Genomic DNA, 14,583 nt, shown 5'->3' with positions numbered 1-14,583 from the left:
GTGCCGACGCACACGTTGACCCCGGCGCAGTGGCTCGCGCAGCGGGCCGCGCACGAGCGACGGGTGGAGGAGGCCATCGGCCCGTACCTGCGCCTGCGTCGAACGGGCCGCAGCCATCCGGTGCTGGACTTCCTGTTCACCTATTACTCCTCGCGGCCCGCACACATCCGCCGCTGGCATCCCGGCTTCGGCGTCGTCCTGGAGACGGACGACGACGCGCAGGCCCGTGACCTCCTCACGCTGCGCGGCTATCACCGCACGGCCGACGGAGTACGGGTCGATCCCGAGTTTCTGTCCCGTCGTCTCGATGCGGTGCGCGCCGCCCGCGCGTTGCTCACCGCGACCGGTGCGCGGACGGCGCGGTTGGGCTGCTTCGGACTGCATGAGTGGGCGATGGTCTACCGCTGTCGCGACACCCGCCACCCGCACCCGCTACGACTCGGCGCCACCGGCACCGACGCCGTCGTCGAGTCGATGCCATTGCGCTGTACACATTTCGATGCGTTCCGGTTCTTCACCGATCCGGCGCGCCCCCGCAACGAGCGCCCCCTGTCCCCTGCCGATCGTCACAGCACCGATCAACCCGGCTGTCTACACGTCGCCATGGACCTCTACCGCACATGCTTCACCCTCTCCCCGCTGCTCGAGTCCGGTCTCACCCTCGCTGCCTTCGAACTCGCCCGCGACGCCCGCGAGATCGACATGCGGGCCAGCCCCTACGATCTGCGCGAACTCGGCTACCAGCCGATCCCGGTCGAGTCCGCCACCGGGCGCGCCGAGTACGTCCGGGAGCAGACCGCCATCACGCAGCGGGCCGGTGCGGTGCGCGCACAGATCGTTGCCGCGCTCGGCGCCCTGCCCGGCGTCGAACGCGATGAACCCACCGCCACCGAGGTCGAGGTTTCCGCCGAGTAACATAGAGGACCGCACACCGCAGAACCACGGGTCGGCGACACCGCGACGCCCATCGCCGGACATGGCCGGAACCCGTGGGCACCGTATCGAAGGAAGGCGCACATGTCGGACCGGATCACCGTCAACGGCTTGCAGGTCTCTCGAGTTCTCTACGACTTCGTCAACGATGAGGCGCTGCCGGGCACCGGAGTAGACGCCGACACGTTCTGGTCGGGGGCCGCCGAGGTCATCAACGATCTCGCGCCGCGCAACAAAAAGCTACTCGCGGTCCGCGACGAGCTACAGACCAAGATCGACGCCTGGCACCGTGATCACCGGGGCGCCGACTTCACCGATCCGGCCACCTTCGCCGAGTACAAACAGTTCCTCACCGAGATCGGCTACCTCGTCCCGGTTCCCGACGACTTCGAGATCGGCACCGCCGGGGTCGATCGGGAGATCAGCGAGACCGCCGGCCCGCAGTTGGTCGTGCCGATCCTCAACGCCCGGTTCGCCCTCAATGCGTCCAACGCCCGATGGGGGTCGTTGTACGACGCCCTGTATGGGACCGATGTCATTCCCGAGACCGGCGGCGCCGAAAAGGGCAGTTCCTACAACAAGGTTCGCGGCGACAAGGTGATCGCCTACGCAAAGGCGTTCCTGGACAAGGCGGTTCCGCTCGAGCGGGGCAGCTACACCGACGTCACCGCATTCACCATCGCCGGTGGCGCGCTGACCATCACCCTGGCCGACGGCTCCACCTCGGCCCTCGCCGATTCGTCGGCGTTCGCCGGCTACCGCGGCGACGCCTCGGCGCCGGCGTCGATCCTGTTGCGCCACAACGGTCTCTACCTCGACATCGAGATCGATCCGACCTCGCCGATCGGCCAGACCGATCCGGCGGGCGTCAAGGACGTCGTGATGGAGTCGGCCATCACCACGATCATGGACTTCGAGGACTCGATCGCGGCCGTCGACGCCGACGACAAGGTCCTCGGTTACCGGAACTGGCTCGGCCTCAACAAGGGTGATCTGGCCGAGGAGGTCGCCAAGGGCGGCAAGACCTTCACCCGCACTCTCAACGGCAACCGCGAATACAACGCACCCGACGGCTCCGGCTTCGACCTGCACGGTCGCTCGCTGCTGTTCGTGCGCAACGTCGGTCACCTGATGACCAATCCGGCGATCCTCGACGCCGACGGCAACGAGGTGCCCGAGGGCATTCTCGACGCACTCTTCACCGCGCTGGCCGGTATCCCCGGACTCTCCGGCACGGGCCTGCAGAACTCCCGCACCGGATCGATCTACATCGTCAAGCCGAAGATGCACGGCCCCGACGAGGTCGCCTTCACCGCCGAATTGTTCGGCCGGGTGGAGAAGGTCCTCGGCCTGCCCGAGAACACCCTCAAGGTGGGGATCATGGACGAGGAGCGCCGCACCACGGTGAACCTCAAGGCGGCCATCAAGGCCGCGGAGAATCGCGTGGTCTTCATCAACACCGGCTTTCTCGACCGCACCGGCGACGAGATCCACACCTCGATGGAAGCCGGCGCGATGATCCGCAAGGGCGAGATGAAGAAGCAGAAGTGGATTCTTGCGTACGAGGACTTCAACGTGGACACCGGCCTGGCCGCCGGTCTGCAGCACAAGGCCCAGATCGGTAAGGGCATGTGGGCGATGACCGATCTCATGGCCGACATGGTCGAGCAGAAGATCGGCCAGCCCAAGGCCGGGGCGACCACCGCCTGGGTGCCCTCACCGACGGCGGCGACCCTGCACGCAATGCACTATCACCTCGTCGACGTCTTCGAACGTCAAAACGAGATCGCCAAGCGTGATCCGGCGTCGGTCGACGACATCCTCACCATCCCGCTGGCCCCCAAGACCGACTGGTCCGACGAGGAAAAGCGTGAGGAGCTCGACAACAACTGCCAGTCCATCCTCGGATATGTGGTGCGCTGGATCGATCACGGCGTCGGTTGCTCGAAGGTCCCCGACATCCACGACATAGCGCTGATGGAGGACCGCGCGACACTGCGGATCTCGAGTCAGTTGCTCGCAAACTGGATCCGGCACGAAATCGTGACGGCCGACGAAGTGGTCGAGTCGCTGAAGCGGATGGCCCCGGTCGTCGACCGCCAGAACGAGGGGGATCCGACCTATTCACCGATGGCGCCGGACTTCGACACCAACATCGCGTGGCAGGCAGCAAAGGAACTCATTCTCGAGGGCACCACACAACCGAGCGGTTACACCGAGCCGATCCTGCATCGTCGGCGCCGCGAGTACAAAGCCGCCGCACAGGCGTGAGGTAACGACCGGCCCGGGCACACCACGAGGTGCGCCCGGGCCGGTCGGATAATGGGAGGACCCGGGGTGGCACACCATCGCGTCAATGATGACAAGAACAAGCTGCGGCATCGTGGAGTGAGCCGCGGCCTCGTCCTGGCGCTGCTGGCGGTGGTGCTGGTGGCCGCGTGCGTGGTGGTGTGGTTCCGGGTCGGTGATCACGTGAACCGTGAGGCCGATCAAGCCGCCGCCACGTGCGTCAAGGGGCCGGCCACGGTGACGATCCTCGCCGACCCGGACATCACCCCCGGACTCACGGCCGTCGCTGCGGCCTACAGCGATACCCATCCGGTCGTCCGGGACCACTGTGTGCGCATCGCGGTGGCGGCCCGAGACGCCAAGGTCACCCTCGACGGACTGACAGGCAACTGGGACACGGCGTCGATGGGGGCCTACCCGGCCGCCTGGGTTCCGCAGTCCTCGGTGTGGGCGGCCGAGCTCACGACGGCCAAACCGGATCTCGTCGACGGTGATCCGGACTCGCTGGTGACCTCCCCGGTCGTGCTCGCCACCGCGCCCGAACTCGGCACGAAGCTCTCCGGCCGACTCGATTGGGGCCAGTTGCCCACCTTGCAGCGACGTGACGACAGTCTCGGTGATTTCGGCCTCCAGGGCTGGGGCTCGCTGCGCATGGCAATGCCCAGGGAGGGCCAGTCCGACCCGACCGCACTGGCCGCGCAGGCGGTGGCGATGCGGGTGACCCGGAGCATGGGCACATTGACCGCCGACGACGCCGCCTCTCCACGCGTCGCGTCGAGCATCGATGCCCTCACCGAATCGGCGCCGCGCTCCCCCGACGGATCCCCGGCCGGAGCGGCCGGCGCGATCGCCGACGCGAGCGATCCTGCCACGGCCGCGATCCATGCCGTGCCGATCACCGAGCAGCGGTTGTATCAGCTGACGAAAAACGACGCCCGCGCCCGCCTTGCCGAGGTGATGCCGTCGGGCCCGACGCCCATCGCCGACTTCCCGGTGGTGCATCTGAAGGGCGATCAGGTGCCCGAATTCGCCGGTGCCGCGGTAGCCGAATTCCTCACCTTCGCAGGCAAACCCGAACATTTGCGGGCACTCACCGTCCTGGGTTTCCGCGGCGACGCCCCGCTACCGGCGAAGACCGCGACAGTGACCTTTCCGGTGACCGACGACCCGATGCCGAATCCGGAAAACCAGGCCATCGTGACGATCAACAAGCTGATCTACGGCCCCTCGGCCGGCTGATCGGCCGTCGGCGCGTCGGCCCACCCGGTCTTCGGGCGGCCGACGCCCGTCACGGCAGGCGAACCGATGTCACTCGGCGAATGCCGACACCGGCGGGCAGCTGCACACCAGGTTGCGGTCGCCGAACGCACCGTCGATGCGCCGCACCGCGGGCCACACCTTGGCCCGCGCACCCGCCGAGGGCAGACCCTGCGGATACACCGCGGTCTCCCGCGAATACGGATGATCCCACTCGCCGACGAGAGACTCGGCGGTGTGCGGCGCGCCGCGCAACGGGTTGTCGTCAGCCGGCCAGGTCCCCGCACCGACCTCGTCGATCTCCGCGCGAATCGCGATCATCGCGTCACAGAAGGCGTCGAGCTCGGCGAGGTTCTCACTCTCGGTCGGTTCCACCATCAGCGTTCCGGCCACCGGAAAGCTCATGGTCGGGGCATGGAAACCATAGTCGGCCAGTCGCTTTGCCACATCGTCGACGGTGACTCCGGTCGCCTTGGTCAACGGCCGCAGATCAAGGATCGCCTCGTGGGCGACCCAGCCACCCACCGCCCCGGTGTCCGCACCGGCGGCCTCCTCGCCCGTGTAGAGCACCGGGTAGTGATCGGCCAGGCGTCGCGCGATGTAGTTCGCCGACGCGATTGCCGTCAACGTCGCCCGGCGCAGGCCCTGCGCACCCATCATCGCGATGTAGGCGTAGGTGATCGGCAAAATGGACGCCGACCCGTACGGGGCTGCCGCGATCGTGACGTCCCCGGGAAGTTCGGGAGCGAGCGGATGTCCGGGCAGGAAGGCCGCGAGATGCTTTCCGACCGCGATCGGACCGACACCGGGTCCACCCCCGCCGTGCGGGATGCAGAAGGTCTTGTGCAGGTTCAGGTGGCTCACGTCGCCGCCGAAGCGGCCTGGGCGGGCGACGCCGACGAGCGCGTTCAGGTTGGCGCCGTCGACGTACACCTGTCCGCCCGCGTCGTGGACGGCGCCGCAGATCTCGGCGATGTCGTGCTCGAAGACCCCGTGGGTGGACGGATAGGTGATCATGATCGCGGCCAGCCGTGGGCCGTGCGCGGTGACCTTCGCCCGCAGGTCGTCCACATCGACGTCACCGTTGGCCCGGCAGGCGACCACGACCACGCGCATGCCTGCCATCACCGCCGAAGCCGCGTTGGTGCCGTGCGCACTCGACGGGATCAGGCAGACGTCACGATCGGTGTCGCCACGGCTGTGGTGATAGCGGCGGATCGCGAGCAGACCCGCGTATTCGCCCTGTGATCCGGCATTCGGTTGCAGACTGACCCGGTCGTAGCCGGTGATCGCCACCAGCCACGACTCCAGGGTCGCGATCAACTCGCGAATCCCGGCGCCGTCCGATTCCGGTGCGAACGGATGAAGTCCGGCAAATCCCGGCCACGTGATGGGCTCCATCTCCGCGGTCGCGTTGAGCTTCATGGTGCAGGAGCCGAGCGGGATCATACTGCGGTCGAGCGCAATGTCCTTGTCGGACAATGCCCGTAGGTATCGCAGCATCGACGTTTCGGTGCGGTGGCGGTTGAACGCCGGATGGGTCAGGTAGTCACTGCTGCGCGTCTCGACGGGCGCCGCGAACCCGCGTGGCACCACCCCGGCGGCGTCGAAGGCGCGCAGGACGGCCTCCACATCGTCGAGAGTCGTCGTCTCGTCGCAGGCGATACGGACGAGGTCGTCGCCGGCACTCCACAGGTTGATACCGGCATGTCGCGCGGCCGACAGCACTCCGTCGGCGGCATCGGGCACGCGCACCGACACCGTGTCGAAGAAGCTCGCATGCTCGACGGAGAACCCGGCCGCGGCAAGGCTGTCGGCGATCAGTGCCGCACGCTCGTGCACCCGGGTTGCGATGGCGCGCAGTCCCGCCGGACCGTGGTAGGCCGCGTACATCGCGGCGACCACCGCCAGTAGCACCTGGGCGGTGCAGATGTTGCTGGTCGCCTTCTCGCGGCGGATGTGCTGTTCGCGCGTTTGCAGGGAGAGCCGGTACGCGAGGTTTCCGTCGGCGTCCCGGGAGACGCCGACCAGCCGGCCGGGCATCTGGCGGGTATGGGCCGTGCGCACCGCGAGGTAGCCGGCGTGCGGTCCGCCGAAGCCCATCGGCACACCGAATCGCTGGGTGGTGCCGAACCCGACGTCGGCGCCCTGCTCACCCGGCGGCGTGATCAACGTCAGCGCGAGCAGGTCCGCCCCGACCGCAACCAGCGCACCGCCACCGTGGGCGGCGTCGATGATCGGTGCGGCGTCGACGATGCGGCCCGACGCGCCCGGGATCTGCATGACGACACCGAAGTACTCGCCGTCGGGTAGACCGCACCCGGGCAGCCCCGGATTCAGTGCGGCCTCCACGATCTCGATCCCCAGCGGCTCGGCCCGGGTCTCGATGACCGCACGCGTCTGTGGGAACAGGTCGGCATCGACCACAAGCCGCGCCGACTTCGACTTGCCGGCCCGACGCATCAGGGTCATCGCCTCGGCGGCCGCGGTCGCCTCATCGAGCATCGACGAGTTGGCCACGGGCAGTCCGGTGAGGTCGGCGACCATCGTCTGGAAGTTGAGCAGCGCCTCGAGGCGACCCTGACTGATCTCCGGCTGGTATGGCGTGTAGGCGGTGTACCAGGCGGGATTCTCGAGCACGTTACGCAGGATCACCGGCGGCGTGTGGGTGTCGTAGTAACCGAGCCCGATCATCGACCGCATCACCGTGTTGCGAGCGGCGAGTCCGGCGAGCGTTGCGAGTGCCTCGTGTTCGCTCACCGCGGCCGGAAGCGCGTCGAGTCCGTTGTCGCGGGGATCGTCGGCGATCACCGCAGGCACCACGCGTGCGGCGAGTTCGTCGAGTGAGTCCACCCCGATCGTGGCGAGAATCCGCGCGGTCTCCTCGGCATCGGGACCCACGTGCCGGTCGACGAACTCGGCCATGGGTTGAGTCGCCGGGGTCTGGGTCGCCGGGGTCTGGGTCGCCGGGGTCTGGGTCGCCGTGGGTTGGATGACTGGGGGCTGGCTCGGACGGGACAAGTCTGGACCTCTCGCGGGATCCGGCTTTCGGATCGTCGGGTCCTCCCCCTCTGTCATGCCGTCGGACCGTGGTCCGAGCAGGCGCCTGAGAGATTCGGCCGACGCGGCGTCACCGACGCGTTCGCCTTTCACCGTGGGCGGACGAAATATTCGTCACTTTCCAGAGACGCCGTCGACATCACGGTCCGGGTGCCTGAGAGTTTGACGGAGAGGTATTGCTCCTTCGGCGGCCACCACCTCGTCGAAAGCCCTGACCGGGTCTCGGGGGTGGAGGCGCTCTCCCGTGATGCAGCGACGCGACGTCAGTCTACCGTCAGGTAAACGGAGCGCACGACCACACCCGGGGGCCGGCTAACCGGTCTGCCGGGTTCGGCTCTTGCGCCGCGCGGCCAGTTCGTCCTCCGGGGCGGTCTCGGTGACGCCGCCGTCGGCCCGCTCACCCGGGAACTCCGCGATCGTGCCCGTCAGCTCGCGCATCGCCCCGCTCACCGCGATGCCGAATACGCCCTGACCGCCCTGGAGTAGGTCGACGACCTCTTCGGCGGAGGTGCACTCGTAGACGGTGGTGCCATCGGAGAACAGCGTGATGCGAGCGAGATCCTCGACGCCACGCTGACGCAGATGGTCGACGGCCACGCGGATGTTCTGCAGTGAGATCCCGGTGTCGAGCAGCCGCTTGACGATCTTGAGGACGAGAACGTCCTTGAACGAGTAGAGACGCTGACTCCCCGAGCCGGCCGCACTGCGAATCGAGGGCACCACGAGCGAGGTCCGCGCCCAGTAGTCGAGCTGACGGTAGGTGATGCCGGCGATCTGACAGGCACTCGGCCCGCGGTAGCCGATCAGTTCGTCGGGAACGGCATCGCCCGGGAAGAGTCCCGGAGCGATGTCCTCGAGACTTCCCTGCGTCGCCGGTGCCGTTCGCGACGCGACCGGATCCCCGGTCGTCGCGTCGCTGTCCATCGGCTGATCGCCCACTGCAGACTCCTCGCCACCGTCTGAACCGGTCGGACGGGCGGGCAAATCGTCGGCCCACCTTCGGTGGCCTACTCTACGCGCTCGTCAACCGGTTGATCTCTGCTCGCCACGGATGTCCTGCGGCGATCTGCCACAGACGCTATGCCTGCCGATGATCCCGAATCAACGCGACGCGCCATAAGGCTCAAGCTCTACTTGAGATGGAGGCAGACGGAGACCAGACGGTAGCCGATCCGTGACGTGTCGCTACCAGCATCCGAGCGCGGTTACGCCCTCACGCGCCGCCGCTGGCCTTGAAGTCGTCGGGAGAGACGTTGTCGAGGAACTCCTTGAACTTCTCGACCTCGTCTTCCTTCTCGTCGGGCGCCTCGTCGGTGTCGTCATCCGGGATGAGTAGGCCCGCCTCGGCGAGGACCTCCTCATCGGCGATGATCGGCACCTCCGCGCGCATCGCGACGGCGATCGCGTCGGAGGGACGCGCCGAGATCCGGAGGTCGTTGGCGAACACCATCTCGGCGTAGAACGTGCCCTCCTGCATGTCGACGATGCGTACCTCGACCAGTGTCTGCCCGAACTCTTCGATCAGGTTCACGATCAGATCATGAGTCAACGGCCGAGGAGGTTCTATACCCTTCTGCCGCAACGCAATTGACGCAGCTTCGCTCTGCCCGATCCAGATCGGCAGATACCGCGCGCCGTCGACCTCGCGCAGCAACAGCACGGGTTGACTCTGTGGCGGCTCGACGCGGATACCCACCACGCGCATTTCGGTCATCTCATGCACCTCCACCCGATGACGACGGACCCGATTTGGTTGTTGTCGACGCTACACCGCACCGCCGTCACATGGCCGCCGACTCGGTGACCGCCCGGGGCCGAAAGTCGTCTCGAGACGATGGACGAACACAGGCGCCGAACCGGGTCCGGCTCAGTCCAACACGTCGCGGACGGCAGCCTTGACCAGCTGGGTATGCAGGGTTACCGAGAGCGCGGCGATCTCGCGCACCAACTCCTCTGCGCGGTCTCGCGCACCGGTTCCCTTTCCCTTCGCGATCGGGCTGGCGATCTGGGCGACCAGACCGGCCTCCCGATCGGCGGAGACCTTGAACGCGCGCAGATGCCGGGTCTCGACACCGTAACTGGCCAGCGCTGCTGCCGCTTCGACCAAGCGCACCGCATCCTCGTCGAAGAAGCCGGCAGGCCCGGGTGTCAACAGCCCGCTGCGCTGCAGCTCGGTGACAAATGCGGAATCGACCGCGGTACGGTCTATCAGCGATTCACGCGACACCCGATCACCGCGGGAACCGAAATCGGTGGCCGGGGCCACCGCTGAACGCGCCGACGACAACAGCCGCGTACCGGCGGCCGGCCCATCGTTGCCGTGGTCGATGGCCTCGAGTTGTTCCTTGATCACCTTCAGCGGCAGGTACCGATCACGTTGCGCGGTCAGAACAAACCGCAAGCGCTCACAGTCGGATTGACTGAAGCGCCGATATCCCGACGGGGCCCGCTCCGGACTGATCAGCCCTTCGGATTCGAGGAATCGGATCTTGGAGATGGTGACGTCGGGAAAGTCCTCACGCAAGAGCGTCAGGACCGATCCAATCGACATCGGTCCGTCGCCGCGCTGTGCTGCTGGGTAGGCCGGCACGTGCCTACGAAGCGGATCCGTCGCGCGGGCCGCTCAGGAACACGAGCCGGAACTTGCCGATCTGAACCTCGTCGCCGTTGCCCAGTGTCGCCGAGTCGACCGGCTCACGGTTCACGTATGTGCCATTGAGGCTGCCCACGTCGACCACCTGGAACTCGCGCTCCGACAGTCGAAACTCAGCGTGCCGACGGCTGACCGTCACATCATCGAGGAAGATGTCGCTGTCGGGGTGACGCCCCGCGGACGTGGTCGCCTGATCGAGCAGGAACCGCGATCCGGCATTGGGGCCGCGCTTGACGACAAGCAGCGCCGTGCCAGGCGAGAGCCGCTCCACCCCGGTGTCGGCGGGCTCACTCGAGGTACTCGGCGAATCGAGTTCGTTGATGAACTCCTCGCGGAAGACCGATGTGGTCTCCACGGGCGCCTCGAAGTCCTTGTCGTTGTCGCTCACTATCTCTCCTTCGTCGTCCGCTGCGCTGCCGTCGTCCGCAGTGCACTGTCATCGGTCGCGGCGCCGTCGAGGCGCTCGGCCGCGCCGAAGCGTGTCAGGGAACCGGGTGTGCGGCGCTCTTGGCCTCCACTCGGGCGCAAGCGCCGGCACCCGAATCCAACCTACCTTTTCGCGCGGGACCCGACCCGTCGAACCCGACAGACACCGCTTGATCATAGCGGCCGGGGCGATACGCATCCGCATGTTGGGGCGCGTTTCCCGTTCCGCCACCGCGTATCCGGCGGTTTCGCCGGGTACGGGCCCTCGCCGATCAGCTGTCGATGGCCTGCAGGTATCCGTCGGCGTCGAGCAGGTCGCCGAGTTGCGCGTCGAGATCTGCGGAGTCCTCGACGTCGATCTCGACGAGCCATCCAGCTTCATAGGGCTCGGAATTCACCAGATCCGGCGTGGACTCGAGCTCCTCGTTCACCGATGCGATCGTCCCGTTCAACGGACCGAAGATGTCGGACACGCTCTTGGTCGACTCGACCTCGGCGAACGACTCCCCGGCCTCCACGTCTGAGCCGACCTCCGGCAATTGCACGAACACGACATCACCGAGTTGATCCTGCGCGAAGTCGGTGATCCCGATCCGCACGGTGGTGGGTGATACCCGCCGGATCCACTCGTGCTCGGACGTGTAGGTCAATTCGGCCGGCACGTTGGTTTCGGTCACTGTGGCCCCTTTCTGTCGTTCGAGACTCTAACCCGCCGCGGTCGATGACACCGCGCCGACCGCGGGCATGCGTCGCATCACCATGATCGTCTGCGCCCAATAGAGCACGAACGACCACAGATACATTCCGACGCCCCAGATCAAAAATGCCCAGCCCAGTGGGTAGCAGATGGTGCCGATCACCGAATCCAGTTGTCCGGCAAGCAACCACGGGAACGCACTCATCAACGCGAACGTGGCGGCCTTGCCCACGTAGAGGACCGGCAATGCCACCAGACCGCGCGAACGCAGCAACGGCGCCGACGCGAACAGCAACACGTCACGGGCGATGATGAGCCCGATCAACCACCACGGTACGAAGTCGCGCAGTCCGAAGCAGATGGGGATGACCACGATGTAGAGGCGGTCGGCGGCCGGATCCAGCAATTCACCGAGCCGAGACGACTGATCGAGCAGCCGCGCCAACTTTCCGTCGAGCCAATCGGTGACGCCGGACACGAACAGCACGACGAAGGCCCAACCGTAGGACTTGTCGAACAGCACCAGCCACACGAAGACCGGTATCAGCGCGAGCCGCAACACGCTGAGCGCGTTGGGCAGCGTCACGATGCGGTCGGTACCGGTCGTCGTCGGCTCGCCGGCGTCGGATCCCGGCGGTTCGGTCACCGGAAGACGCCGATGATTCCCTGCAGGGTCTTGGCGCCACCGGAGGCGAACAGATTGTCGTGCACCATGTAGGTCCACGTCATCGTCGACCGATGCAGGTCCGCCGCGTCGAGGTCCACTCCGTCCGGCGTGATGACCACCTGCCGGAAGGTCTTGCGGGACTTCTCGACCGCTCGCTGCGGCAACTCGGCGAACTCCGCCAGGATGAGGCGGTGGAATTCGTCGAGCGGGCTCTCGCGGCCGATCGCACGCAGATGGATGCTGGCGCGAACATCGGAGACGAAGGCCAGATGATCTGCCCACTCGCGGTCGAGGTGATAGAGCATGATCTCGCGCGCGGCCTGTTCGAGAACCGCCTCGTCGAGCGGCTCGGCCGGAATCCACCGGGCGTCGTCGGGCGATTCGGTATCCGAGGATTCGGCGTCAGATGATTCGGCGTCAGATGATTCGCCGGACGTCTCGGCATCGGAGGATTCGACGTCCGTCCCCTTGTCGTTGTCCGCCGGCTCGACACCGTCGTTCGTCCCACCGTCGTTCGTCCCACCGCCGTTCGTCCCACCGTCGTTCGTCCCACCGCCGTTCGTCCCACCGTCGGCTTCCTTCTTGTCGGTGGCGACGGGACCGTCGTCCTCGGTGTTCTTGCCCGCCTTGGCAGTGCCGGTCAGTTCGGCATAACGCTCCGGTTCGAGATCGCGCAGCTCGTTGCGGGTGGTGTCGGTGGTGAGTACCTCCATGCGTCGTTTGACGACGATCTCACGCTGCTGATTGACCAGATTGTTGTACCGCCACGTGTTGGCATGCAGTTCGAGCATCACGCCTTCGGCCACGCGCTGTGCCTGTTCGATGAGGTCGATTCCCTTCGATCCCATCGAACCGTCCTCGGACTGCGAGACCGGGTCGCGCTTGAAGGAGATGTTCTTGGTGACCACCGGATCCTCGAGGCTGCTGAAGAACACCGAGATCCCGGGATCACCCTGACGGCCTGCGCGGCCACGCAACTGGTTGTCGAGGCGTTCGGTGTCGTGCCGGCCGGTCCCGACGACGCACAGACCACCGAGTTCGATGATGTCCTCGCGGGCGGAGTCGTCGTCGCCCGACCCGCCGAGCCGGATATCGGTTCCGCGCCCGGCCATCTGCGTCGACACGGTGACTGCACCCTTGGCGCCCGCCTCGGCGATGATCTTGGCTTCCTGCGCATCGTTCTTCGCATTGAGAACGACACAGGGCACGTCGGCCTTCTCGAGGAAGTACGCAAGCTCCTCCGACTCCGCGACATCGTGAGTGCCGATCAACACCGGCTGGCCGGTCTCGTGTACGTCTTTGACGTAGGCGACGACCGCCTCGACCTTGTTGGCCTTGGTGTCATAGACACGGTCGGGCAGGTCCGTGCGGATGTTGGGGGTATTCGGCGGGATCTGCGATACACGCAGGTCATAGAACTGACGAAGCTGCTCGCCGGCGGCCAGCGCCGTACCGGTCATGCCGCAGACCTTCGGATACCGGCCGATGAGCGCCTGCACCGTGATCGTGTCGATGACCTCGCCGGAGTCGGTCTGTGCGAGACCTTCCTTGATCTCCACGGCGGCCTGCATGCCGTCGGGCCAGCGCTGCAGTTGCGCCACCCGGCCCCGGGAGGCGTTGATCAGATGCACCCCGCCATCGCGCACGATGTAGTGCACGTCCCGCTCGAGGAGATGATGGGCGTGCATCGCGACGTTGACGTGCACCAACGTGGTGCCGACGTGCTCCTCGTCGTATAGATTGATCCCGCCGAGCTCCTCTTCGACGAAAACGGCGCCCTCGTCGGTGAGCGAAACATTGCGGCCCTCGACGTCGACTTCGTAGTGTTTGTTCTTCATCCGTGCGACGACGTCGTGGATGGCCTGGTCGGGAACCTCGACGTCGGCCGTGCCCGCCAGCACCAACGGGATCAGCGCCTCGTCTACGAGCACCGAGTCCGCCTCATCGATGATCGCGACATCCGGTGTCGGCGAGACGAGGTCCTCGGCATGGCGCGCCAATTGATCGCGCAGCACGTCGAACCCGATTTCGTTGACCGACCCGTACGTGACATCACCGTCGTAGGCGCGCTTGCGCTCCTCGCGACTGGAGTTCTCCGAGACCACGTTGACTGCGATGCCGAACGCGGTGAACAGCGGTGCCATCCATTCCGCATCGCGGGTCGCGAGATAGTCGTTCACCGAGATGACGTGAACACGATGACCTTCGAGTACATAGCCGATCGCCGCGATCGCCCCGGCGAGCGTCTTGCCCTCACCGGTACCCATCTCGATCACGTCGCCATCGAGCAGCCGAAGCGCTCCCTGGAGCTGGACGTCGAAGGGTCGCAGGCCCAGCGAACGGTCGGCGACCTCGCGGGCGAGGGCGAGGAACTTCGCGCGGTCCCCGGCATCCCCGCCGATGTCGAACTTCTCGGCTTCGGCCCGGAAGTCGGCGTCGTCGAGGTCGGCGGCCCACTCGGTGTGCGTGTCGGCATCTTTGAGCAGGCTCAGAGACTTCGACTGGTTCCGTGAACTCTGCGCCCCCAACAAACGCCACATGCTGTTCGTCAGCTTTCCCACCGAGCGTTCTCCTACCAGTTGTTTCCCGGGATCGAATCGC

Annotated in this window: 11 protein-coding genes and 1 riboswitch; of the genes, 3 read left to right on the top strand and 8 right to left on the bottom strand. The window is 66.5% G+C overall.

Going from position 1 to position 14,583, the window contains the following annotated elements; translation table 11 throughout:
- From ACPXB3_RS15215 to ACPXB3_RS15205, 3 genes are all read left to right on the top strand, one after another.
- Positions 1-915, top strand: a complete 915-nt coding sequence (locus tag ACPXB3_RS15215) for a 3-methyladenine DNA glycosylase (RefSeq protein WP_425702439.1) — start codon at positions 1-3, stop codon at positions 913-915.
- A 102-nt stretch (positions 916-1,017) separates the two neighbouring features.
- Positions 1,018-3,204, top strand: coding sequence for a malate synthase G (locus ACPXB3_RS15210; RefSeq protein ID WP_425728232.1), 2,187 nt, complete (start codon positions 1,018-1,020; stop codon positions 3,202-3,204).
- Positions 3,205-3,270: 66 nt separating this feature from the next.
- Complete coding sequence (locus ACPXB3_RS15205) at positions 3,271-4,461, top strand: hypothetical protein (RefSeq protein ID WP_425702437.1); 1,191 nt, start codon at positions 3,271-3,273, stop codon at positions 4,459-4,461.
- A gap of 69 nt (positions 4,462-4,530) precedes the next feature.
- Here ACPXB3_RS15205 and gcvP read toward each other — a convergent pair whose 3' ends face one another.
- The 8 genes from gcvP to secA2 all read right to left on the bottom strand — a co-directional run bounded on the left by gcvP (position 4,531) and on the right by secA2 (position 14,543).
- Positions 4,531-7,404, bottom strand: a complete 2,874-nt coding sequence (gene gcvP, locus ACPXB3_RS15200; RefSeq protein WP_425728230.1) for an aminomethyl-transferring glycine dehydrogenase — start codon at positions 7,402-7,404, stop codon at positions 4,531-4,533.
- A 267-nt stretch (positions 7,405-7,671) separates the two neighbouring features.
- Positions 7,672-7,794, bottom strand: a riboswitch (glycine riboswitch).
- A 57-nt stretch (positions 7,795-7,851) separates the two neighbouring features.
- Complete coding sequence (locus ACPXB3_RS15195; RefSeq protein WP_425702436.1) at positions 7,852-8,478, bottom strand: MerR family transcriptional regulator; 627 nt, start codon at positions 8,476-8,478, stop codon at positions 7,852-7,854.
- Positions 8,479-8,752: 274 nt separating this feature from the next.
- On the bottom strand, positions 8,753-9,253 hold the full coding sequence (locus ACPXB3_RS15190) for a bifunctional nuclease family protein (RefSeq protein WP_425702435.1): 501 nt from the start codon (positions 9,251-9,253) through the stop codon (positions 8,753-8,755).
- A 153-nt stretch (positions 9,254-9,406) separates the two neighbouring features.
- Positions 9,407-10,090: a MerR family transcriptional regulator gene (locus tag ACPXB3_RS15185; protein ID WP_425728228.1), complete on the bottom strand. Its 684-nt coding sequence runs from the start codon at positions 10,088-10,090 to the stop codon at positions 9,407-9,409.
- Between the two features lie 43 nt (positions 10,091-10,133).
- Positions 10,134-10,583, bottom strand: coding sequence for a glycogen accumulation regulator GarA (gene garA / locus ACPXB3_RS15180; protein WP_425702908.1), 450 nt, complete (start codon positions 10,581-10,583; stop codon positions 10,134-10,136).
- Positions 10,584-10,890: 307 nt separating this feature from the next.
- On the bottom strand, positions 10,891-11,295 hold the full coding sequence (gene gcvH / locus ACPXB3_RS15175; protein WP_425702432.1) for a glycine cleavage system protein GcvH: 405 nt from the start codon (positions 11,293-11,295) through the stop codon (positions 10,891-10,893).
- 27 nt (positions 11,296-11,322) lie between these two features.
- Entirely contained in the window at positions 11,323-11,961 is a 639-nt protein-coding gene (locus ACPXB3_RS15170) for a CDP-alcohol phosphatidyltransferase family protein (protein WP_425702431.1), read from the bottom strand.
- Positions 11,958-14,543, bottom strand: a complete 2,586-nt coding sequence (gene secA2 / locus ACPXB3_RS15165) for an accessory Sec system translocase SecA2 (protein ID WP_425702429.1) — start codon at positions 14,541-14,543, stop codon at positions 11,958-11,960. The genes ACPXB3_RS15170 and secA2 overlap by 4 nt, the downstream gene beginning before the upstream one ends.
- Positions 14,544-14,583 lie beyond the last annotated feature (40 nt).

The organism is Gordonia sp. DT219 (genome assembly GCF_049847065.1).
Lineage (GTDB): Bacteria > Actinomycetota > Actinomycetes > Mycobacteriales > Mycobacteriaceae > Gordonia.
The sequence above is the reverse complement of the archived record's forward strand: the minus strand, read 5'-3'. Positions and strand labels throughout refer to the sequence as shown.